Below are 22,237 nucleotides of genomic sequence, written 5' to 3' on the forward strand. Positions count from 1 at the left end.
TTACTCGTAGTAAGGCTCTATATGATGGAGTCGCATACGATAGGCCGACTTCGCTGTCGTGTTTTCAATAATGCCGGTATCCAGAGTGCCGTAAAGCCAGAATGGATCGTATAACGCATCGACCTGAATACCATCAGGGTGTGAGATATAGATGATCTGATTAGGTGGCGGGGGCGGCAAATGGAGACAGGCGCCAAAGTAAGGAACCAGAAAAAATTCGGTGATGGTCTGATCATCATCGAAATCCAGAGGCACGATAAAGCCGGGCAGCTTGATGTGCTTTCCCTGCATCTCACTTACTGTATTTGTTGAAACGAGTGCACGTTGAAATGCAGAGTCCGCGAGGTCCTCATTATCTCCATACACGCCGCTGCCTTCATTATTATTAAGCTTTCCGCCGATGACATCTTCTTCCGATCCATCTTCGATATTCATCAAGGCTTCAGGTGGATTTTTTAATGCCATCAGATCCATTTCAGGGATAAGGTCCGTCCAGTCAACCGATGTAAAAGACTCTTTGGGGAGCACGGGCAGAGGTTCTGGGGCCCTGATGGGTTGTTCCTGTTCGACACCGGCTACTTCTGTCTTCTGTTGACTGACATCGGCAGTACTGTCATTGGTACCGGCTGGATCGGCGTTCTCTGTACAGGCGCTGAAAATGAGGCCGAAGGCGGTTAGCCCTAGCAGTCTGAATAATGGATTCATCGTAAAAACCTGAATTGAATTAGCTGATGCTGTACAGCATCACAACTGACATTGAGCTTAAATATACTTGTGTTATGTTATAGCAACGTTGCACCTGGCATCCACCTCTTGGTTGCTTTCTACAGGATCGTCCCATGTCTGTTGTTCTGCAAGACCTCATATTTTCTTATCATGATCACGATATTTTGCTGAACATCCCCCGGTGGGAAGTGGCTGCAGGCGAGAAGGTATTTTTACAGGGGGAGTCAGGTTCAGGAAAATCGACCTTGTTAAATCTGATTGCTGGAATTCTCCCGGCGACCTCGGGCCAGATTACACTTCTGGACGAGCGGGTTGATCAGTTAAACCAGCGTCAGCGTGATCGTTTCCGTGCCGGGAATATTGGTTATATTTTTCAGCAGTTCAATCTGATTCCTTATCTTAATGCGGTTGATAACATCCTGTTGGCAAACGAATTCAGTAAAAAGGTTAAGCGCAATGGGATCGGCCGTGCTCAGGAGCTGTTAGAGCAGCTGCAGCTCCCGGATTCTGTCTGGCGGTTACCGGGACAGAGCCTGAGTATTGGTCAGCAGCAGCGGGTCGCTATTGCGCGGGCATTATTTAACTCTCCACGCCTTATTATCGCGGATGAGCCAACGTCTGCTCTGGATCAGAAGAACCGTACAGCCTTTATGGCAACGCTTATGGACCTTTGCGATGCCTACCAAAGTACGCTTATTTTTGTCAGCCATGACCCGACACTCGCCTGCGATTTTGACCGCACCGATGTGTTAGCCGATATTAACCGGGCAGGAGCGAAGTCATGTTTCTGAAAATTGCCTACAAGAGTCTGATCGATAGAAAAACGTCCGTTGTTATGACGTTGCTGGCTCTGATTGTCAGCATCAGCGTGTTGATCAGCGTTGAACATATCCGTGTGCAGACCAAAGAGAGTTTTGCCAGCACAGTCTCCGGAGCCGATCTGATTATTGGTGCTCGCACCGGCAGCCTGAATCTTTTGTTGTATTCGGTATTTCGTGTGGGGGCGCCGACCAATAATATTTCGTGGTCCACTTATGAAGATATTTCTGCGTCTGACGAAATAAAATGGTCGATTCCACTTTCGCTAGGGGATTCTCACAAAGGCTATCGGGTACTCGGAACTAATCAGGATTATTTTCGCTACTTCAGCTACGGTGCTAAGCATCCACTGATTTTTGCCGATGGTCGGGAATTTTCTGACGCATTTGAAGTGGTTCTCGGGTCTGCCGTCGCTCGCGAGCTTGGCTATTCACCCGGATCGGAAATACTACTGTCGCATGGAATTTCATCGGCTGATTTTAATTTACATAAAGGCTCACCTTTTACGGTAACCGGCGTTTTAGAGCCCACCGGCACGCCAGTAGATCAGACTGTGCATGTTAGCCTGCAAGGCCTGAAGGCGATTCATAACAGTGCTCAGTACACGGGTGACCCCGAGAGCATTACCGCCTTTATGGTTGCGCTGAAGTCCCGTATCGGCGTTTTTTCACTGCAGCGGACAGTCAATAATTATAAGGCCGAACCTGTAATGGCAATTCTGCCAGGCGTCGCATTGAGCGAATTATGGCAGATGATGGGCATTCTGGAGCAGACACTGCGTTTTATTGGTGTGCTGGTTCTCTTATCCGCCTTGTTGGGGCTCAGTGCTATGCTCCTCAGTTCGGTGCGCGAACGTCGCCACGAAATTCAGTTATTAAGGATGGCGGGGGCGTCTCCTTTTTATCTGTTTTTACTGAGTGAGCTGGAGGTACTGCTGATAACCTTAGCCGGTCTTTGTGCGTCTTTGCTATTTGTCTGGCTGGCGTTTGCGTTAGGGCAGGGCTATCTGGCGGGTGCTTTCGGAATTAATATCAGCGCTGATATCTTCACACTGAATACGCTGGTACTGTCTTTGATCGTCGTAGGCAGTGCTCTGTTGACCGGAGCACTCCCGGCGTTGGCGATGTACATCAGGGCACGGCGTCCGTGACCTGATGTCAGAATCGAATGTATCAGAATGCCCAGCGGACGCCGAAGCGGATGTCACGCCCGGGTAGTGGTGCTGCGCGCTTGAGATACGATACATGATTAACCGCATACTGGTCGGTCAGGTTGCGTCCATCGAGTCTCAGCGTCAGCTCAGAGTTATTGAGCAGAAACTGATAACCCACAGACGCATTAAGCATCAGATATCCGTCAGACGTGGTTTCATTGTCAGCGGTGTTTGATTGCTCAGCAACGGCGCGTAATTCAGTGCGTGCTTCCCAACTCTGATTTCCCCACTCAAGACCGGCCAGAAAACTCGCTGGTGGTGTACGTGGAAGGTGCCGGCCATCGTCAAGTTTTGCGTTAACGACATCAGCACTTAAATCAAACGACCAGTTCATGGTTACTATATGTGACCAGCTGGCTTCTGCGCCTGTGAAGCTGGCGTCCTCCTGTTCATGGCGGTACACATCATTACCGTGAAAAGGATCAGTCTCTGATTTCAGATCGTTATAGATGTAGTCATCGAACTGATAGTAATAAGTGGCCAGGCGGATTTCATTGTTATCCGACTTCCAGATCCAGTTCAGGTCGATGGTATGCGCGGTTTCAATGTCGAGGTCAGGGTTGTCGAGCTGGAAAGCAAAGGTGGCGTGGTGATCACCGTTCCAGAATAATTCCGGCGCTTCCGGTGCTCGTTGCGCGCGTGCGAGGCTCAAACCGATACGCTGATAATCATCCAGTAACCAGGTGCTGGCCGCAGACAAAGTGACTGGCGTAAAGGTGTAGTCATCGTAATAACTGTCAGCCTGACGCCATACAGGATCAATCGAAGAAGGATCGGAAGAGATCGTAACCTGATCTATCCGTGCCCCTAACTCCAGTGAGCCAAATCCAGTATCACGGTGCTCAACGAGGAAGATACCTACCTGCTCTGTGCGGGTGATTGGCATTGGTGTGTCGTGGCCGTAGAGGTCTCCACCACGCTCGCTATTCGCCAGGTTAAACCCGATTGCATCGTCACCTGATTCGTCAAATGAAGGGATACCTTCGCAGCCGCCGTGATCATGACAAAGTTCCAGATCCTGCTGGTTGTATTGAATTCCAGCATGACCATGCCAGCCGGCAATTTCCGAATGCTTGATGCGGGTAACAAACTCCCAGGTTTCTTTATCAAATAAACCGATATCTACAAAGGGTGCACTAGTATCGTCATTACGATGACCAGTTTCGGCATGCTCGTAGTCATTAAAGGTAATTTCGGTGCGCCACTCTTCGATGATGCCTGTCATGGGTGTCCAGGCACCTTTAAGGTCATAGCGGATCTGTTCTGGTGTGACCCGGAAGCTCTCTTCATCCAGGTTTGGCACTGCGTAGTCGTATTCGAGAGTACTGACAGACCCGCCTATAAAACCATATTGGCTATCGACCCAGCTCAAACCAATGGCACCACCACTGCCTGAGGTGTCGCTGTTTTCAATCTCGCCTGAATTATTGCCGGTGGGAATATCGCCTTGCTCGCCGCTGGAGTAGTCAGAAGCATCCCGACTAAAACCATCGAGATGCAGATTCCAGTTACCTTTGCCGAGGTCGAGCATACCTTCGAGATGCTGGCCCTCATCGACAGAAGAGTATTTCGCTGAAACCTGACCGCGAATGCCCGGAACAATAATTTCGTGGATGCGACCATCGATCACGTTAACCACGCCACCAATCGCACCGCCACCGTATAGCAGCGTCGATGGCCCATATACAATTTCAATTTGTTCACCTGCGCTCGGCTCAGCCATGGGGCTGTGGTCTGAACTCATGGCCGATAAATCCGAAGTGTCGGTGCCGTTCTGCAGGATTTTTACGCGACTGCCGCTCATGCCGCGGATCACCGGACGTCCGACTCCAGCGCCAAAAGAGGCGTTGGCAACGCCCGGCAGAGACTCCAGCAGGGTGCCTAAATTGTCACCAGCATTTTTATGAATATCGTCGGTATCTAACACAGAAACAGGCTGTGCCGTATCATATACGGAGCGGTCACCACCGCCCGTAACCACGATCGTATCCAGCGTTTTTTCATTGGCAGGGGCTGCATAGGAGGTGGCTGCAAGCAGACTCAGAGTCACAACAGAAAGACGAAAATTCATACCGGAACCTATAAAAATCAGACGCGCATAATATCAGAAAACAAAGAAAGCCCGGGCACCTGAGGGCCGGGCTTCCATGCGAGGGAGTGGGCTCAGTGATCAGTGGTCGTGGTCTGATTCACCGTCTTCCTCATCATGGTCGTGCTCATCGTCATGGTCTTCATCATGATCGTGATCGTCCTGCGCATGAGCGAGCACCGCACTTGCAAGTGCACTCAGGTCAGAGCTGCCCTCCGCGCTGGAGTGGAGGTGGTAGCTTTCTCCGTCATGGCCATCAATGAAGAACAATGTGTTGCCAGCAAGATTCACTGCGATAAAGGCCTCGGAATCAGCGAGTAAAAGATCCGATGCGGACCAGCTGATTGACGTGTCGAGATCGAATTTACTGCTGCCTTCAATCGTCAGCTCTTCGCCTTCGGCGTGATAGAAAAGAGCAAGAAAGCGACCGCTGGTACCGAGCACGCCAAGTGCTTCTGATTCGTCACTGCTTGGTGCTGCAACGGTAATAATGCCATCCGCCACTAATTCTGAAGAGATATCTGCGGTATCGACATGGTCACTGTGTGCTTTGGATAGCACCAGCTTATTGGCCTCAGTGCTCCAGCCAGCAATAACGTCGTAGGTCGAGAAGGTCGCCGTTAAGTTGGTCAGGTCAGCGACGGTTGTGCTGGTATCTGTTGTGATCGTGAAGCTGGTATCGGTCTCGCCTTCGGCAGCGATAACTGAAAGCAACGAATCATTACTGCATAAAATCTGAGTCAGATGCTCTGTCTGAGCGGTTGCTGTGATATCACCATTACAGGTAGCGCTGACAGGGGCGGTCAGGGATTCACCATCAGCCTCCTTAACTTCGATGGTTATACTGCCGTCGATATCGGTGAACGTAAGATAGTGGCCACCGGCCAGTGCCAGTGTTGGGTAATCAACAGACGTCCAGGTGGTTACGACAGCCCCATCTTCTGCATTCAGGACAGTGCTTGTGCTGCCGTCATAGGCAGAGAAGTATTCGTGAGTCGTGATGACTGTAGTGATTCCCGACGTCAGAGTGGTTGCGGCCGATGAAACGTCGTGTGTATGACCGTCCTCATCCACCAGGTGTTCGAGACCTGAATCGACAATAGAAACAGCACCACCGTCTAACAGAGCAGCAGTCAGACCGCTCTTAGCCAGCACCAGAGTGGAGCCGGATGTAGAAGTTGCAATTACGTCGGTCGAATACGCATCATCAGACTCTACGGTCTGGTCGTACATATTCAGGCCAGAATCGTCAGAAACTGAGTAAATCAGGCGACCTCCTGCATGCTCTTCTTCTGAGTGGTCATCGTCGTCGTGGTCACTATCTGAGCTACTGCCTGAGCCACCACCACAAGCCGCCAGGGTGCCTGCCATTGCCAGCACTAATAGTGATTTGCTCAGCTCACTTTCATAAAACGAAGCCATGGTCATAAATCCTTCATCCGTAAGTGTCATGGTCACAGACGTATACTGCACCACCAGTAAATTATGTGGTTACAATATAACATATCAACAAGTGAGTGTGGCAAGTTAAATGTTGAGATACTGTTGGTATTGAGGAGGGCGAGGTTCGGTCATTGAGCCCCTTCCTGTTACAGAAGAGGCTGGTGGTGTCTGAGTAAGCGCTATTGTTGTGGGTAAGTAGTACTTACATTGCTCACATCACCGTTTCTGAGTACCTTTACATAGACCTTGTCTTCGCTTTCAGCTTTGGTCACTTCAATGATATAAAAGCCTTCGCCAGTCTCTCTAACGGCAACCTGAGACTCGCTGATATTGCGCCATTCCGGTGCCAGCTGACCCGCCTTAAATCCGAAGTCACGTACCGTCATTTTCTGAACCATACGAGCTGCAGCCATTTTTGCGCCATCAGCATCCACGACGCCATGAGAGCCATGTGACAGAGCCTGACCTGAGTACACGGCCAGCGACATTGCGGCGGTAATAAGTAACGATTTCATATCCATATCTCCTGTATTGGGTTTACATCATTTTTGGATTTTTATATTGGCCTTCATAAAACAGCTGCACTGTGACTTCAGCGTTACTGTCATTACGGAAGTACCAACCATGTGTGCCTTCAAAAGCGGCGGTGAAGCTGCCTTTCATTTCATTGGTGGTGGTCACAGCATAGCTTTTAAAATAGCCGGTAGGATCATCAAATGGTTCGCCGTGCATATCCACATATACGACATCTCCGTCGGTGATCCATTCAAAATCGACCTGTTCACCGGCGGTCATTTCCAGTTTAAATTCTTTACCGCTCGCAGGCGGTAGAACTACCGTCGCCATACCATCCATTGCTTTAGCGGAAGCCTTAGCTGCTTCTGTCTCCGCTTCGGCAAGTTTTTCAGGCGACAGCGCGGTCAGGCCCAATGCGGACCCGACACCCGTAGGGTCAATGTTGTATTCCGCAGGCATAATCACCAGCACCAGTGTAACAAGACCAATCACAAACGCCGCAGCGGTCGCCAGCCAAAGTTGTTTGGCCGAGGTCTGAAGTTGTGTGCTTTGCGTTGTCATAGAAAACCGTCCTCAGGAAGAAAAATAGCCAGTGAGCTGATAACCCGTCAGCATCACTCCGCAGGCCATTAAAAGCGTGTTGGTCAGCACAGCGAAACGCCCGAACGTCGCTGAGTGACGCCACGCGGATATCAGAATCAGAATCAGCCCCAGTGCCGCAAACTGACCGAGTTCGACGCCAATATTGAAAGCGATCAGATTGGTCAGCAGGCCGTCTTCCGGGATATGAAACTCCTGCAGTTTCGTCGCCAGACCAAAGCCATGAAATAACCCGAAGATCAGCACTGCCAGACGGGTGTCCGGCTGAAAGCCCAGTAACTGTTTGAAGCCACCCAGGTTATCAAAGCCCTTATACAGCACTGACAAACCGATAATGGCGTCGATCAGGTAAGCATTCACCTGAATATTGGCCAGCACCCCGGACATCAGCGTAATGCTGTGCCCAAGGGTAAACAGGCTGACATACAGCAGTACTTCGCGGCTGCGATAAAGAAAGAAAATCACCCCGACCAGAAACAACAGATGATCGTAACCCGTGATCATGTGCTTGGCCCCAATGTACAGGAACGGCACAAACTGAACGCCGGTGTTCTGCTGTAAGAAGATGCGGGTGTTGTCGTCAACGCCATGGGCCACAGCGAAGGACGCTGTGGTTAACATGGCGAGTAAAAGTACAAGACGTGTTATAGACAATTTCATGCATTCCCTCGTTTTTCACTACGATGCACCAGACGGTATAGTGCCGGAATCACAAACAAGGTCAGAATCGTAGAAGAAATAACACCACCAATCACGACGGTTGCCAGTGGTCGTTGTACTTCTGAACCGATACCTGTGTTCAGTGCCATCGGGACAAAACCCAGTGACGCTACCAGTGCAGTGGTAATCACCGGACGCAGACGCGTCAGTGCACCTTCAACGATAGCCTGCTCAAGACTTTGCCCAGAGCGCTGTAATTCCCGGATAAACGACACCATCACTAATGCGTTCAGAATGGCGATACCCGACAGGGCAATAAATCCTACGGCCGCAGAAATCGAAAAGGGAATATCACGCACGGTCAGCGCCAGTACGCCGCCGGTTAAGGCCAGTGGAACACCGGTAAAAATGACCAGTGCGTCGCGCACAGAATTCAGTGCCAGTACCAGCAAACCAACGATCATCAGCAAAGTTACTGGCACAACAATCATCAGTCTTTGTGACGCGGACTGCAGCTTCTGATAGGTACCGCCATATTCCACCCAGTAGCCTGCGGGAATATCCAGTTCATCACCAACAGCATTGCGCACGGCTTCCACAAAACTGCCAAGATCGCGACCGCGAACGTTGGCGGTGACCACCAGACGGCGTTTACCATTTTCGCGGTTTACCTGATTAACACCGATGTTTTCACTGAGTGTGATCAGCTCCTGCAGTGGAACAACCTGCCCGTGTGCAACGGTCACCGGTAAATAGTTCAGGCCGTCGATATCAGCGCGTACGGTTTCAGGCAGGCGTACGGTTATATCTGCCCGGCGATCTCCTTCAAACAGGGTACCTGCGACTTCTCCGCCCAGAGCGGTGGCCAGCTGATCCTGCAGCTGTTGGCGGCTGATACCGTGACGGCGTAATGCGTCAGCATCCGGAATAAATTCCAGCAGTGGCAAGCCGGTCACCTGCTCAGTCTGAATGTCCACCGCTCCATCGACACCAGCAACAATTTTCTCAAGCGACGCGCCAAGGCCAGTTAACACATCCAGATCGTCACCGAAAATCTTGATAGCAACTTCGGCGCGTACACCAGCGAGTAATTCGTTAAAGCGCATCTGAATGGGCTGTAAAAACTCATAACGATTACCAGGGATTTCACTGACTAGGGCTTCCAGTTCGGCGATCACCTGCTGCTTGGGCTTATTCGGATCTGGCCACTGGTCACGTGGTTTCAGAATAATAAAGTTATCGGCCACACTCGGCGGCACAGCATCGGTGGCGACGTCAGCGGTACCGATTTTGGCAAATACCCGCTCAACTTCCGGCAGGGCTTTGATGCGTTCTTCCAGTGTTTCCTGCAGGGCAATGGCCTGACTGAGAGACGTACCTGGGATGCGCAGTGCATGCATGGCAATATCACCTTCATCCAGATTCGGGGCAAACTCGCTGCCTAACCTGGTGGCTTGCCAGATGCTCAGTAAAACCAGCACTGCCGCCAGCCCAATGATGGGCGCTCTAGCTTGCAGGGCCAGCGCCAATAATGGCTGATACATGCGCATGAGTGCCGACACCAGAGGGTTGCGCTTTTCCGTAACCGGACCTTTGAACAGCAAGGCCACTGCAGCTGGAACAAAGGTGACTGACAGCAGAATCGCACTCAGCAGAGCAATCACAACGGTGATGGCCATCGGGTGGAACATTTTGCCTTCGACCCCTTCGAGGGCGAAAATCGGTGCGTACACGGCGGTGATAATAAATACACCAAATAATGCCGGGCGGATGACTTCCCGAGTGGCTTCAAACACCAGTTGCAGACGTTCTTTTAATGCAAGCGGACCTGTCTGCTGGCTCAGACGACGCAGGCAGTTTTCGACAATGATGATGGCACCATCGACCAGCAGACCAAAATCAAGCGCGCCCAGACTCATCAGGTTGGCGCTGACGCGAGTCTGTACCATACCGGTAAAGGTCATCAGCATTGCCAGAGGAATAACCAGCGCGGTAAGGATGGCCGCGCGGATATTGCCCAGCATCAGGAACAAAATAACAATCACCAGCAAAGCACCTTCCACCAGATTGGTGGTGACGGTACTCAGGGTTTTCTCTACCAGTCCGGTGCGGTCGTAGGCAGCCGTTGCCACAATGCCTTCAGGCAGAGACGCATTAATCTCGGCCAGTTTTTTACCGACATTACTTGCCACTGTGCGGCTGTTTTCACCAACCAGCATAAACACCGTACTCATCACCACTTCCCGGCCATTCTGGGTCGCGGCGCCGGTGCGCAGGCCGTGGCCAATGCTCACCTCGGCCACGTCGCTGATATGCACCGTTTTTCCATTGTCAGAGGTAATGGTAATTGCCGCTATATCGTCGGCCTGCATTGCCTGCCCCGGAATCCGCATCAGCCATTGCGCACCATTTCGCTCAACAAATCCGGCGCCACGGTTTTCATTGTTGGCGCGGATAGCGGCCACAATATCGGCACTGCTGATACCAGCAGCCAGCATGCGTTGCGGTTGCATCTGCACCACGACTTCCCGCTCGTAGCCACCGATGGGGTTTACTTCCACCACGCCCGGCACCTGCATCAGCTGCGGGCGGATAATCCAGTCGTGCACACTGCGCAGATCCATGGGTGTGACGGCAGACCCATCGGCATTTACCGCGCCAGGCTCGGCATCCACGGTGAACATAAAGATTTCACCCAGACCAGTAGCGATAGGGCCCATTTCTGGCTGTAAGCCACCAGGCAGACGACTACTGGCAGATGCCATGCGTTCGCCGACCAATTGGCGGGCGAAATAAATATCGGTGTCATCGCTGAAAATAGCGATCACCTGCGACAGGCCGTAGCGCGATACCGAACGGGTGTATTCCAGCCCAGGTAATCCGGCCAGTGCGGTTTCCAGCGGATAAGTAATACGCTGCTCTACTTCCAGTGGAGTAAAGCCGGGCGCTTCGGTATTGATCATCACCTGCACATTAGTGATGTCGGGCACGGCATCAATCGGCAGCCGGTTAAAGTTCCATAGACCCAGAAGGGCAACGATGGCGACAACGACCATCACCAGATTCCGCCGGGCAATGGCCAGTTTTATCAGTAAATCCAACATGGCGATTTCCCGTATCAGTGGTCGTGTGACGCGCCGGACTTCTCGATGTCGGCTTTGATGATGTAACTGTTTTCGCTGACGTATTCTGTGCCGGGTTCAAGACCACCGAGCACTTCAACCCACTCACCGGCGGCCTGGCCAAGCTCCAGCATGCGCACTTCGTATTCGTCGCCGACTTTGGCGTAGACCACTGTAAAGTCGCGAAACGCCTGTAAGCCAGAGCGTTTGACGGCCAGAGCTACGTCACGGGTTTCGGTTTCAATGCGGGCATTGATTTTCATTCCGGCCGCCAACAAACCTTCGGCGTTATCAAGGGTGGCCAGCCATAGACGTGACTGATCGGACTGAACAGAGGGGTACGCATGTTTAAGCACAGTCTGAGCCTGCAATTCTGTGCCGGGTACCTTGATGGTGACGGGGGCTCCGGCGTTTACACGACTCCAGTCTTTCGGGTACACGGCAAGTTCAGCCTGCAATGTACGGTTGTCTTGCAGTGTCAGCAGAGTACGTCCTGCACTTTGTTCTCCGGCAGCGGCATAAATCCGGCTGACAATGCCAGAGGCTGGTGCGCGTACGCTGTAGCTTTTCAGGCTCTCGTTGCTGTCGATGGTGAGCAATTCGCTGCCGGCCTCAACCATCTGTCCCTCGCGCACATGTACGGTGCGGATTTCGCCATCAAAACGCGCGCTGATATTGCGTTCACTACCCGGCACTGACGTCAGATTTCCCCAGACGGGGGTCTGAATATGCAGAGTGGCAGGCCCCGCGACTTCGGTGGTAATTCCCATGGCATCGGCAATCGGCGCGGCAATATTCGTACGTCCCTCAAAGTTGTCGTAACGCCACTGGTATTGCTGGCCAGCATGCTGAACCTGAATATCGACAATAAAAGAATGAGGCTCGTAAATTTCCATGTCGCCACGCAGGTAATCGCCTTCAGCGCGGAAACCGATATTATCGACAACGTCGCCAAGACGAATAAGACGTACGCTCAGCTGCACATCCTGTGGTGCAATTGGCTGGCCGGATAATGTGGTCCAGACCCGGAACTCCGGCGGTACACCGGTTTCGAAAATAGCCAGCTCCAGAGCAAAATCACCATCGCGCAGCATGCGTCCGCGGTGAGGTCCTTTCTCCGGTTCCGCTTCGGCTGTTTCCGCCGACTGGGCATAAACCATTTGTGTTGGCAGAGCGCTGCCTGCGAATAACGGCAAAGCCAGTAACAGGTGCGAAAATATTTTACGGGGTGTCATAACTTAGCCTCAGAAATAAATGGTCTGGCCGGTCAGGCGCTGTAATTCAATCCACTGCTGATGCAGTGCTTCCGCTTCGTCTAGTAAACGCTTGCGGGCATTCAGCCATTGCTGGCGGGTGTTATCCCACTGCACATAATCCAGCTGCCCGTTTTCATAGGCTTTAAGCGCCTGCTGACGACCGTTATTGAGAGTCGGCAGAATGGTTTCTGTCAGGGTATTGATAACGTGCTGGCTGTGTTCCAGTTCCATCAGCAGTGTGCGGGTTTGGATGGTCAGTTGTTGCAAATGCGCCTGTGCTGAAAGTGTCTTCTGTTCTTCACGGACATTGACCGAGCGCTGAAGAGCGGCGTAGCGCTGATTCGCGCCCAGTGGAATGCTGAACTGGGCGACCAGGGCATAGTCATCTGTATTTTCGAAACGGCGCAGGCCTGCGCCAGCCGACCACGGGGTTGCCGCTTCTTCACTCGCGAGTTTTCCTTCCGCACTGAACAGTTCTGCTTCCGCTTTTATCTGGTTCAGTGACGGGGTTTCCTGCAATTTGTTCATGGCAGCTTCGGCTTTTGCCAACGGCAGAAATAGCAGCAGGTTTCCCGCGGCATAAAGCTGGGTTTCTGCCGCTCCCCACTGCGCAGACAATCGCAGTGACGCCGACTGCAGCCGGTGCCCGAATTCTTCCACTGCCAACTCCTGCTCTGTCAAACGGGTACGTGCCAGTATCAGGTCGGTATTTTGGGCGCGACCGGCATTCACACGGCGCTGAATGATCGCCAGAATTTCTTTTTCATCGGCTAACGCTTCCTGTGCCAGTTGCAGCCGCTCCTGATCGGCGAGTAACGAAATAAAGAGTGTTGAAGTATGTGCGGTTATATCGGCTAGCTGCACTCGCTGTTTCGTTGTCAGCAAGCGCTGCTGAGCGGCTGCGTGTTCTGTTCTGGCGCTGATCTGATCACCTTCTAACAGCCAGCGGGCACTCAAGGTCGTCTGCATGGCATCGGTACCTTCATACTGGTCAGTACCGAATGCATCTTCGACGCTCAGTTCCAGCTGAGCAGGTTGCCGGCTTCCAGCCGCTTCTATTTCAGCCTGTATGCCCTGCTGCCGATAAGACCAGATGGCAATCTGTGGATGCCCCTTTAACGCCCGCTCGACGACTTCAGACAGCCTCACTGTATTTTCGGCGTAAGCGCTTTCGTAGAAGGGTATGAACAGGGTCAAGCATATTAAAAACCGATTGATAATCGGTTTTTTGGATGCAGAAATAACGTGGTTAACAAGCTTCATTTCAGCTCCGTTAATGGACGAGGAAAATATCAAAAAAGTGGTGTAAAGCATCGGTGGCAGAAAGCACCGCTGTGGCTGTAAGCATAATAGCCAGTGGTAACAGGCTGAGTTTCAGAGCGGACGGACGAGATGGGGTAAGCAGCTCGCAGACCCGTTCGCGCAGCTGCTCTACAGCGACAAACGCTGCCTGATCTGGCTTGTTGAGGTGGTGGCGTAAGCGCGCGATTTTCACCAGCGTTTCTGCGATGTCGGCGGCTTCGGCGTTGCGGGTAACCCGGCGATCGGCGAGCTGCTCGGTCACTAATGTGAAGCAGTTCAGAATGGGGGTGCGAACAAAGCCTGGCAGTGGGCAAATAAACAGCATCAATAACCAGCGACTCAGGTTATCGAACTGGCGGATATGCGCCTGCTCATGAGCAATGATGATTGCCTGCTGGTCTGGCGTTGTTTGATTGAGCAAACCTTGCGACAGGTAAATATCAGCGCGGAAATATCCGGCTGCCATGGCGACAACGTCGCGGGTCGGCAAAATGCGGATCGTGGAGCCGGAAGTCGCCACTGCCTGCTCACGCAGAAGTTTCAGTTGCTGCTTTACACGCCATTGCTGATACGCAAATTGCCCCATACGCAACGTCAGCCATAAACCGACCGCACTCAGAAACCAGCTGTGCCAGGCGCTGATCACAAACTCATCGGCATGGTGCCAGTGAATAAGTCCCAGAGCGCCATGCACTGTGTTGTGGTCGTCTGGTAAGGCGATTCCGCCCTCAACAAACAGCAACAGAGTCATTGTCCAGGGTAAAACGGCCCAGCTTAAAATGAGCCATTTTTGCTCCAACGGGTCAACACGGTTTTTTGCCCGGATAATCAGAGGAGCCGTTAATAACTGAAAGACAGCTGAGGCCAGTCCGAGCAATGCAGCCATACTCAGCAGGTTCAGAATAAACCCCCAGCTTCCGCTGATCATGGCTGCAGTTTGCTCTTGCGACGGTGATTCTGAATCATAGCCTCCAGGCGATCGAGCTCGTCGGCGCCCAGATCGGCAGACAAGGAAACAAATGCCGCCATCAGCGACTGGCTGTCATGGCTGACAAGGTCGCTGGTGATATTACGGATCAGCTGAGCGATCAGGTCTTCCCGATCAACCCGGGTGCGGTAGACAAAGGCATGTCCTTGTTTACTTCGGCTGAGCAGCTGCTTTTTGTATAAACGATCCAGTGTGCTCTGAATGGTGTTCAGGGAACTGCTGCGCCCGGCACTGAAGGCGGCATGGATCTGTTTGGCATCAGCTTCACCCGCTGACCAAAGATGGTTCAGAACCTGCTTTTCTAACTCACCGAGAATCATAGTCTTTCCAACGTTCAGGATGAGGCATACACTGCCACAGTAAAAACCGACCGGCAATCGGTTTTTGTCAGTCAACGTCAACCGCAGAGGTTTCCATGCTGAGCATTCTCCGTCACCGCGTGTACCGCCATTTGTTTGCGGCGCAGGTTATTTCGTTGCTGGGCACAGGCATGGCGACGGTTGCCCTGAGTCTGATGGCGTTTGAGCTGGCGGGAGGCAATGCAGGCACTGTGCTGGCAACGGCACTGACCATCAAAATGCTGGCCTATGTGTTTGTGTCACCGCTACTGGCGGCGTTGTTTCAGGGGCGCCCACGCAAGCCTGTGTTGGTGCTGCTGGATATTATCCGTGCGCTGACGGCGCTTTCGCTGCCGTTCCTCACCGAGGTCTGGCACATATATGTCGTTATTTTTGTTCTGCAAAGCAGTTCCTCCGGATTTACGCCGTTATTTCAGGCAACGATTCCTGATGTGCTGCCGGATGAGCGTGAATACACCAAGGCCTTGTCTTTATCCCGGCTGGCTTATGACATGGAAAGCCTGATCAGTCCCATGCTGGCGGCGGCATTGCTACTGATTACCTCCTGGCATGGATTATTTTTCGGCACCATGCTGGGATTCGTGGCATCTGCACTGCTGGTGCTTTCCGTTATCCTCCCGAAAGCCCAGGCTTCTGCGGCGAATACCTGGACAGATAGACTTACTAAAGGTGGTCGTATTTACCTGCTGACCCCGCGGTTGAGAGGGCTGTTGTTACTGAGCTTTACCACCGCCCTTGGGGGCGCCATGGTGTTCGTTAACACCGTGGTTCTGGTGCAGGGGAATTTTGCTCTGAGTGGCCAGCAAACCGCATTTGCCCTGGCCGCTTTCGGCTTTGGCTCCATGCTCACGGCACTGAAATTACCGACACTTTTGGAGAAAGTCACCGAGCGCAGAGTAATGCTTACAGGTCTTGGGTTGATGATTGTTGCACAATTATTCGGCACACTGATCACAGGTTATGTCACCTTACTGATAATCTGGTTCGTGCTGGGAGCGGGTTGCTCTCTGGTGCAGACCCCAACCAGCAAGGTGCTGGTTCGTTCAGCCAGTATCGCGGACCGGCCAGCGCTGTTCGCAGCACATTTTTCACTCTCCCACGCAGGCTGGATGATGGCCTATCCGTTCGCTGGCTGGCTATTAACCGTGCTGGATGTGAATTCGGCGTTTTTATTATTGGCCGGGCTTTCCGTTATCGGCTTGGCATTGGCGTCTAAACTTTGGCCGGTAAATGAAAATAGTGCGATATCGCACAGGCACGATGATCTTGAAGCTGGTCATGAGCATCTGGAGGCATTTGGCTATGGAGAGGAGCACGGCCACCTGTATGTTATAGATTCACTGCATTCGAAGTGGCCGAGGTAATTATCATAAATATTGTAAAGTTCAGGATCATACAATTTTTCAGGATCTCAGATTTATACCTGATGATGAAACCCTCCCAAAAAACTGGGCCTTCCCCGACCTTAACCGGCAGGCGTTCCTGCAGCAGGCGTTCCTGTGGGGACTAACGATGATGAGTAGAGGCACTTAGGAAGTAAAATGGTGTGCCTTCCCAGACTTGCGGCAGGGGCCTGTGGAGCTAAAGAGTTGAGTCGGATGCTAGCATCCTTAAGGGAGTCGAAGTAAAAATGGTGGGCCTTCCCAGACTTGAACTGGGGACCTGTGGAGCTAAAGAGTGGAGTCGGATGCTCGCATCCTCGGAGGTGTCGAAGTAAAAATGGTGGGCCTTCCCAGAGTTAACCGGCAGGCGCCCCTGTGGGGACTAACGATGATGAGCAGAGGGTATAAAGAAGTAAAAATGGTGGGCCTTCCCAGACTTGAACTGGGGACCTGCCGATTATGAGTCGGATGCTCTAACCAACTGAGCTAAAGGCCCATTTACTTCGCCTGCATCGCTTTGACTGCGTTGTTCCTCGATTATCTCAGTCATGTAGGCTCGCTACACTCCTTCGATAATCTGCGGTACGCCTTGTCAGCACTCGCAGGGCTCGTAAATACTTCGTCTGCATCGCTTTGACTGCGTTGTTCCGGCCCAAACCGGTACGTCTTGTCAGCACTTGCAGAGCGTGTCGGGGATAAGATCCCCTCCTACAAAGACAGCGGTATGTTAACCGCTTGGGGGTGTGATCCCCCACCTACATTGAGCTCGGTGCGGTGCTCATGTAGATCAGTCATCTGATATGACTAGCGCAGCATTATAAGCACCATTACTGATGAGTGCCAGTGCTTTGATTTTTCTGGAAATTTGAGCAAAAAATAACCCGGCATTGGCCGGGTTATTCTGATCGCAGAGTAGGTTTACCTTACTCGTCGATAAAGCTACGCAGGTGCTCTGAGCGAGTCGGGTGACGAAGCTTACGCAGTGCTTTAGCTTCGATCTGACGGATACGCTCACGGGTAACGTCGAACTGCTTACCCACTTCCTCAAGGGTGTGGTCAGTGTTCATGTCGATACCAAAGCGCATACGCAGTACTTTTGACTCACGAGCGGTCAGGCCAGACAGCACTGAACGGGTGGCTTCTGTGAGGCCGTCGTTGGTGGCTGTATCCAGTGGCGATGAAGACTGGGTGTCTTCAATGAAGTCACCGAGGTGTGAATCTTCATCGTCACCGATTGGCGTTTCCATGGAGATCGGCTCTTTAGCGATCTTCAGGACTTTACGGATTTTGTCTTCTGGCATTTCCATACGTTCTGCCAGTTCTTCAGGCGTCGGCTCACGGCCCATTTCCTGAAGCATCTGACGGGAAATACGGTTCAGTTTGTTGATGGTTTCAATCATGTGAACCGGAATACGTATGGTGCGTGCCTGGTCTGCAATCGAACGCGTAATCGCCTGACGAATCCACCAGGTGGCGTAGGTCGAGAACTTATAACCACGGCGGTATTCGAACTTATCTACGGCTTTCATCAGACCGATGTTGCCTTCCTGAATCAGATCAAGGAACTGCAGGCCACGGTTGGTGTACTTTTTAGCGATCGAGATAACCAGACGCAGGTTAGCTTCTACCATTTCTTTCTTAGCGCGGCGGGCACGTGCTTCACCGATAGAAACGCGACGGTTAACTTCTTTAATTTCCGGAATGCTCAGGCCGACGCTATCGGCGACAGCTTTGATCTTCTTCTGACAACGGAAGATTTCGAGCTTGTAGGTGTCGAGTTTGTCTGAATAAGGTTTGCCGGCTGCAATCAGCTCTTCAACCCATTCGTTGTTGACTTCGTTACCTGGGAATCCACCGATGAATTCTTTGCGGTTCATGCCGCTTTTGCGGGTCATAAGAACCATGATCTGACGTTCCTGAGCACGGATGGCATCCAGTGCTGCACGCGCATCGCTGACGAGTACGTCGAAGTGTTTAGGCGTCAGCTTGATCGGTGCGAACAGTTCAGCCAGAGCAGCAATCGCTTTTTCTGCTTGCTTGCTGGCACGGCCATGCTTCTCGATGGCTTTGTTTACAGCGATATTAGCGTCGTTGATTTCGGTGAAGCGGCGTACCACTTCAGCCATGTCGATGCCGCTGTCTTCTTCAGAATCATCGTCATCATCGCTGTCTTCTTTAGCTTCTTCTTTCTGAGCTGCAGATGGGCCAGGAGGGGTGATCTCACCGTCTGGTGTCGGGTCGATGAAACCACTGAAAATATCTCCAACGCGGTTCGGGTCTTCTTCGGCTTCTTGGAAGGCCGTCATGATGCGCTGTACCGCACCTGGGAAATACGCCAGTGCAGACATCACTTCGCGGATGCCTTCTTCGATGCGTTTGGCGATAACGATTTCGCCTTCACGGGTCAGAAGTTCAACGGTACCCATTTCACGCATGTACATGCGCACTGGGTCAGTTGTGCGGCCCACATCGGATTCAACAGATGCCAGAGCAGCGGCAGCTTCTTCGGCAGCAGCGTCGTCGGCTGTCTCAGACATGAACAGGGACTCGCCATCCGGGGCAACTTCTGACACAGGAATACCGATGTCATTAATCATACGGATGATATCTTCAACCTGATCCGGGTTTGCAATATCGTCTGGCAGGTGGTCATTCACCTGTGCATAGGTGAGGTAACCCTGCTCTTTACCTTTGGCGATAAGTTCTTTGAGACGGGATTGTTGCGTACTGGTCGACATAGAAGCCCTGTGTTCCGAATTTTAAGGCGGAAGAAAACCGCGAATTATACCGCTTAACCTCTGCTTAAGCCAGTGATTAGACGACTGTTTAGGCCAGACTTGGCAGAGATTGTTCCCCCGTGGCTGGCGGACCGGAGCGGGGTGACTGCGTAGTTGGTAAGTTTGGGTTGAAGCGGGTAATTTTCAAGTCAGTGACGATGATATATACCCGTGCGTTTGTGGTTTCTTTGTTTCCGCTGTTTCTTGAGTTCGTGCAGTTGAGATCGTTCTTCCGGGGTCAGCTTTTCGCCACGGTGAAATTTAGCCTCAAGTTCTTCAAGGGCGCGGTCGTCTTTGCGGGCCGTCATCCGTTCAAGCACCACTCTTACGTCGGCAGCAACCGGGCGTATCTGGTCGCTTTCCGGGTGATCTGCGAGCGCTTTCAGTTCAGGTTCGTAGGGGCTGCCTATCCATTGAATCAACAGACCAATGCTTTCCTGCTGTGGAGACTGGTGTAACCGCTTGAGGATTTCAAACAACAACCGCTCGTATTCAGTTTCGGCTTCGGTCTCGGGAATGCTCAGCTCCTGTGCCAGCCCTGGAAATCGCACCAGACTGGAAATCGCTCTGTGCACCATAGGCGCGAGAGGGTCTTCGGTATCTGGTGCATGACTTGGCGGAACCGGCTCAGTAATGATGTCTGGCATGGAGACGCCGTCGTCAATCTCGGGTTCTGGCTCCGGGGCGGTTTCATTCACCGCGGCCATCGCAGCGCTGCGTGTCCCTATCATGTCTTCAAGACGTTTTTCCATCAGGCTTCTCAGTGTGCCTTTTGGAAGTTTGCCGATCAGTGGCGCCGCCATTTTGTCGAGGCGGGCCTTGCCATCTAAAGTATCAAAATCGACTTGTTGCTTGAGCTGCTCGAACAGAAACTCAGGGAGGTGCAGAGACTCATTGAGACGTTTCTCAAAGCCATCCCGCCCTTCCTGCCTGACCAGGGTATCCGGGTCTTCACCATCGGGAAGGAACAGGAACCTTGCCTGGACGCCGTCGCTGAGAACGGGCAGGGCTGTTTCCATGGCACGCGCTGCAGCGGTGCGCCCCGCGTCGTCGCCGTCAAAACAGAAGATAACTTCAGGGACGATCTTAAACAGCCGGCGCAGGTGATGCTCGCTGGTAGCCGTGCCCAGTGTCGCGACGGCGTAGTGAATGCCGAACTCGGCCAATGCAACGACGTCCATATAGCCTTCAACGATCACGAAACGAGTCAGTTTCTGACGTATTTTTCGCGCTTCGTAGAGACCATAAAGTTCGCGGTTTTTCTGGAAGATCGGCGTTTCTGGAGAGTTCAGGTATTTCGGTTTTTCGTCACCTAATACGCGTCCACCAAAGGCAATGTAGCGTCCGCGGGCATCCCGGATCGGGAACATAATACGATCACGGAAGCGGTCGTACGTGCGACCGTCGTCTTTTTCAATCAGCATACCGCTGGTGACTAATTCACGTACCGCAGTTTTGTCTGTGCCCAGGGCTTCCTGCAGATTATCCCAGCCGGGTGGGGCATAGCCGATACCAAAAAACTTAGCAGCCTTACCTGAAAGACCACGGCCTTTCAGGTATTGAATGGCTCGGTCGCGCTTATCATGTTCGCGCAGCTGTCGCTCAAAAAACTGGCTGGCAGCTTCCATCCGCTTAAACAGTGACTGGTGTTCTTGCTCCTGCTGGACTTCCCGCTGGCTGGCAGCTTCACGGGGCACGGCCATGTTCATCTGGTCGGCGAGTTTTTCAACAGCATCTGGAAAACTCAGGCCATCGAATTCCATAACGAAACGCAAAGCTGTCCCGGAAGCACCACAGCCGAAGCAATAATAAAACTGCTTGTCTGGGCTGACCGTGAACGAGGGTGTGTTTTCGTTGTGGAAAGGGCAGCAGGCGGAGTAGTTCTTGCCGGTCTTTTTCAGCTTCACACGACTGTGGACCACGTCGATAACATCGACGCGGGCGAGAAGTTCATCAATAAAGCTCTGGGGTATCCGGCCGGCCATTCGGGTGTGTATCCGCAATCAGTCTCAAAGTTATTATCTTCAGAAACGCGAAAAGCGCCAGTAGCATGGGCTATTGGCGCTTTGCTGTATCAACGCGTGTGCGATGAATCAGAACTGGGACTTCACCATCTGGCTGACCTTGCCCATGTCGGCACGGCCCTGCACTTTGGGTTTGAGGATGCCCATCACTTTACCCATGTCCTGCATGCCTGCAGCACCGGACTGTGCAATTGCATCTGAGACCATCTGGGACAGCTCTTCATCACTGATCGCTTCTGGCAGAAATTCGCTGATAACATCGATTTCTGCCTGTTCAACAGCGGCCAGCTCGTCACGACCAGCATCCTGATACTGCTTGATGCTGTCGCGGCGTTGCTTACACATTTTGTCGAGAATCTGTAAAGCTCGTGCGTCATCAACTTCGATGCGCTCGTCGACTTCAACCTTTTTAAATTCTGCGGTGATCAGACGAAGTGCGCTGAGGCGCTCTTTTTCTTTCGCACGCATTGCTGCTTTCACAGCATCTTTAACGGTTGCGGTCAGGCTCATGTGTCAGTCCTCAACAGATGTCGCGTGTATCAGTACAGGCGAGTCATCTTGCGCTGTTCGCGCTGAACCTTCTTCAGGTGGCGCTTAACAGCAGCAGCGGCTTTACGCTTACGAACCCAGGTTGGCTTCTCGTAGTGCTCACGACGACGTACTTCAGACAGTACGCCTGCTTTTTCACATGAACGCTTGAAGCGACGCAGTGCAACGTCAAACGGCTCGTTTTCTTTAACTTTTACAGCTGGCATCCAATCACCTACATGTTTGTCAATTCGGTATAGTGGGGACACAGTAGTCCCAGTCAGAGGGCGGGCATTCTATAGACTTTGCCTGAGGAATGCAAAGGGGTTTTTACTGTCGATTCTGAGAGCGTCATGATGAGTGAGTGGCGCGCGAGTGGCGTGTGTTGTTAGGTAGCAGTATCATGCGCGGTTTAGGGTCGGAACAGGCAGTC

18 protein-coding genes and 1 tRNA gene are annotated in these 22,237 nt (G+C 52.3%); 3 read left to right on the top strand and 16 right to left on the bottom strand.

Going from position 1 to position 22,237, the window contains the following annotated elements; all coding sequences use genetic code 11:
• Complete coding sequence (locus B3007_RS14830; protein WP_301378704.1) at positions 1–705, bottom strand: DUF3299 domain-containing protein; 705 nt, start codon at positions 703–705, stop codon at positions 1–3.
• Positions 706–839: 134 nt separating this feature from the next.
• On the opposite strand from B3007_RS14830, the gene B3007_RS14835 reads away from it, so the two are divergent.
• Both B3007_RS14835 and B3007_RS14840 read left to right on the top strand, forming a co-directional pair.
• Entirely contained in the window at positions 840–1,517 is a 678-nt protein-coding gene (locus tag B3007_RS14835) for an ABC transporter ATP-binding protein (protein ID WP_301378703.1), read from the top strand.
• Positions 1,508–2,695, top strand: a complete 1,188-nt coding sequence (locus B3007_RS14840; protein WP_301378700.1) for an ABC transporter permease — start codon at positions 1,508–1,510, stop codon at positions 2,693–2,695. The genes B3007_RS14835 and B3007_RS14840 overlap by 10 nt, the downstream gene beginning before the upstream one ends.
• 22 nt (positions 2,696–2,717) lie before the next feature.
• Here the strand turns inward: B3007_RS14840 and B3007_RS14845 are convergent, their stop codons facing one another.
• The 10 genes from B3007_RS14845 to B3007_RS14890 form a co-directional block, all read right to left on the bottom strand.
• Entirely contained in the window at positions 2,718–4,829 is a 2,112-nt protein-coding gene (locus B3007_RS14845; protein ID WP_301378697.1) for a TonB-dependent receptor, read from the bottom strand.
• Positions 4,830–4,928: 99 nt separating this feature from the next.
• Positions 4,929–6,269 carry a hypothetical protein gene (locus tag B3007_RS14850; RefSeq protein WP_297531048.1) on the bottom strand — a complete coding sequence of 447 codons (1,341 nt, stop codon included), beginning with the start codon at positions 6,267–6,269 and terminating at the stop codon, positions 4,929–4,931.
• A 200-nt stretch (positions 6,270–6,469) separates the two neighbouring features.
• Positions 6,470–6,805 (bottom strand): DUF6488 family protein, encoded by a 336-nt coding sequence (locus B3007_RS14855; protein WP_297531050.1) that lies wholly within the window; start codon positions 6,803–6,805, stop codon positions 6,470–6,472.
• A 22-nt stretch (positions 6,806–6,827) separates the two neighbouring features.
• A complete protein-coding gene (locus tag B3007_RS14860; protein ID WP_068436985.1) occupies positions 6,828–7,367 on the bottom strand; it encodes a hypothetical protein in 540 nt (179 codons plus the stop codon).
• Positions 7,368–7,379: 12 nt separating this feature from the next.
• Positions 7,380–8,027 carry a HupE/UreJ family protein gene (locus tag B3007_RS14865; protein WP_374047321.1) on the bottom strand — a complete coding sequence of 216 codons (648 nt, stop codon included), beginning with the start codon at positions 8,025–8,027 and terminating at the stop codon, positions 7,380–7,382.
• Between the two features lie 35 nt (positions 8,028–8,062).
• Positions 8,063–11,170: an efflux RND transporter permease subunit gene (locus tag B3007_RS14870; RefSeq protein ID WP_301378694.1), complete on the bottom strand. Its 3,108-nt coding sequence runs from the start codon at positions 11,168–11,170 to the stop codon at positions 8,063–8,065.
• A 14-nt stretch (positions 11,171–11,184) separates the two neighbouring features.
• Positions 11,185–12,423 carry an efflux RND transporter periplasmic adaptor subunit gene (locus B3007_RS14875; RefSeq protein ID WP_301378692.1) on the bottom strand — a complete coding sequence of 413 codons (1,239 nt, stop codon included), beginning with the start codon at positions 12,421–12,423 and terminating at the stop codon, positions 11,185–11,187.
• A 9-nt stretch (positions 12,424–12,432) separates the two neighbouring features.
• Positions 12,433–13,641 carry a TolC family protein gene (locus tag B3007_RS14880; RefSeq protein ID WP_301378691.1) on the bottom strand — a complete coding sequence of 403 codons (1,209 nt, stop codon included), beginning with the start codon at positions 13,639–13,641 and terminating at the stop codon, positions 12,433–12,435.
• 76 nt (positions 13,642–13,717) lie between these two features.
• Complete coding sequence (locus tag B3007_RS14885) at positions 13,718–14,674, bottom strand: M56 family metallopeptidase (RefSeq protein WP_301378689.1); 957 nt, start codon at positions 14,672–14,674, stop codon at positions 13,718–13,720.
• The gene (locus B3007_RS14890; RefSeq protein ID WP_286716653.1) at positions 14,671–15,054 is read right to left on the bottom strand and encodes a BlaI/MecI/CopY family transcriptional regulator; all 384 of its coding nucleotides are present in this window, start codon (positions 15,052–15,054) and stop codon (positions 14,671–14,673) included. The genes B3007_RS14885 and B3007_RS14890 overlap by 4 nt, the downstream gene beginning before the upstream one ends.
• Positions 15,055–15,149: 95 nt before the next feature.
• On the opposite strand from B3007_RS14890, the gene B3007_RS14895 reads away from it, so the two are divergent.
• Positions 15,150–16,457 carry an MFS transporter gene (locus B3007_RS14895; RefSeq protein ID WP_301378687.1) on the top strand — a complete coding sequence of 436 codons (1,308 nt, stop codon included), beginning with the start codon at positions 15,150–15,152 and terminating at the stop codon, positions 16,455–16,457.
• A 437-nt stretch (positions 16,458–16,894) separates the two neighbouring features.
• On the opposite strand, the gene B3007_RS14900 is transcribed toward B3007_RS14895, so the two are convergent.
• The 5 genes from B3007_RS14900 to rpsU all read right to left on the bottom strand — a co-directional run bounded on the left by B3007_RS14900 (position 16,895) and on the right by rpsU (position 22,031).
• A tRNA-Ile gene (locus tag B3007_RS14900) sits at positions 16,895–16,971 on the bottom strand.
• Between the two features lie 427 nt (positions 16,972–17,398).
• The gene (rpoD, locus tag B3007_RS14905) at positions 17,399–19,213 is read right to left on the bottom strand and encodes an RNA polymerase sigma factor RpoD (protein WP_297531114.1); all 1,815 of its coding nucleotides are present in this window, start codon (positions 19,211–19,213) and stop codon (positions 17,399–17,401) included.
• A gap of 188 nt (positions 19,214–19,401) precedes the next feature.
• On the bottom strand, positions 19,402–21,237 hold the full coding sequence (gene dnaG, locus B3007_RS14910) for a DNA primase (protein WP_068441600.1): 1,836 nt from the start codon (positions 21,235–21,237) through the stop codon (positions 19,402–19,404).
• A 108-nt stretch (positions 21,238–21,345) separates the two neighbouring features.
• Positions 21,346–21,786 (bottom strand): GatB/YqeY domain-containing protein, encoded by a 441-nt coding sequence (locus B3007_RS14915; RefSeq protein ID WP_068441602.1) that lies wholly within the window; start codon positions 21,784–21,786, stop codon positions 21,346–21,348.
• A gap of 29 nt (positions 21,787–21,815) precedes the next feature.
• Positions 21,816–22,031: a 30S ribosomal protein S21 gene (rpsU, locus tag B3007_RS14920; RefSeq protein ID WP_068441605.1), complete on the bottom strand. Its 216-nt coding sequence runs from the start codon at positions 22,029–22,031 to the stop codon at positions 21,816–21,818.
• Between the last annotated feature and the right edge of the window lie 206 nt (positions 22,032–22,237).

This window comes from Thalassolituus sp. UBA675, from assembly GCF_002297765.1.
GTDB lineage: Bacteria > Pseudomonadota > Gammaproteobacteria > Pseudomonadales > Oceanobacteraceae > Thalassolituus.

Coding starts and splice junctions, on each gene's coding strand:
- B3007_RS14830 (WP_301378704.1), bottom strand. CDS start 705: ATGAATCCATTATTCAGACTGCTAGGGCTAACCGCCTTCGGCCTCATT.
- B3007_RS14835 (WP_301378703.1), top strand. CDS start 840: ATGTCTGTTGTTCTGCAAGACCTCATATTTTCTTATCATGATCACGAT.
- B3007_RS14840 (WP_301378700.1), top strand. CDS start 1,508: ATGTTTCTGAAAATTGCCTACAAGAGTCTGATCGATAGAAAAACGTCC.
- B3007_RS14845 (WP_301378697.1), bottom strand. CDS start 4,829: ATGAATTTTCGTCTTTCTGTTGTGACTCTGAGTCTGCTTGCAGCCACC.
- B3007_RS14850 (WP_297531048.1), bottom strand. CDS start 6,269: ATGGCTTCGTTTTATGAAAGTGAGCTGAGCAAATCACTATTAGTGCTG.
- B3007_RS14855 (WP_297531050.1), bottom strand. CDS start 6,805: ATGAAATCGTTACTTATTACCGCCGCAATGTCGCTGGCCGTGTACTCA.
- B3007_RS14860 (WP_068436985.1), bottom strand. CDS start 7,367: ATGACAACGCAAAGCACACAACTTCAGACCTCGGCCAAACAACTTTGG.
- B3007_RS14865 (WP_374047321.1), bottom strand. CDS start 8,027: ATGTTAACCACAGCGTCCTTCGCTGTGGCCCATGGCGTTGACGACAAC.
- B3007_RS14870 (WP_301378694.1), bottom strand. CDS start 11,170: ATGTTGGATTTACTGATAAAACTGGCCATTGCCCGGCGGAATCTGGTG.
- B3007_RS14875 (WP_301378692.1), bottom strand. CDS start 12,423: ATGACACCCCGTAAAATATTTTCGCACCTGTTACTGGCTTTGCCGTTA.
- B3007_RS14885 (WP_301378689.1), bottom strand. CDS start 14,674: ATGATCAGCGGAAGCTGGGGGTTTATTCTGAACCTGCTGAGTATGGCT.
- B3007_RS14890 (WP_286716653.1), bottom strand. CDS start 15,054: ATGATTCTCGGTGAGTTAGAAAAGCAGGTTCTGAACCATCTTTGGTCA.
- B3007_RS14895 (WP_301378687.1), top strand. CDS start 15,150: ATGCTGAGCATTCTCCGTCACCGCGTGTACCGCCATTTGTTTGCGGCG.
- rpoD (WP_297531114.1), bottom strand. CDS start 19,213: ATGTCGACCAGTACGCAACAATCCCGTCTCAAAGAACTTATCGCCAAA.
- dnaG (WP_068441600.1), bottom strand. CDS start 21,237: ATGGCCGGCCGGATACCCCAGAGCTTTATTGATGAACTTCTCGCCCGC.
- B3007_RS14915 (WP_068441602.1), bottom strand. CDS start 21,786: ATGAGCCTGACCGCAACCGTTAAAGATGCTGTGAAAGCAGCAATGCGT.
- rpsU (WP_068441605.1), bottom strand. CDS start 22,031: ATGCCAGCTGTAAAAGTTAAAGAAAACGAGCCGTTTGACGTTGCACTG.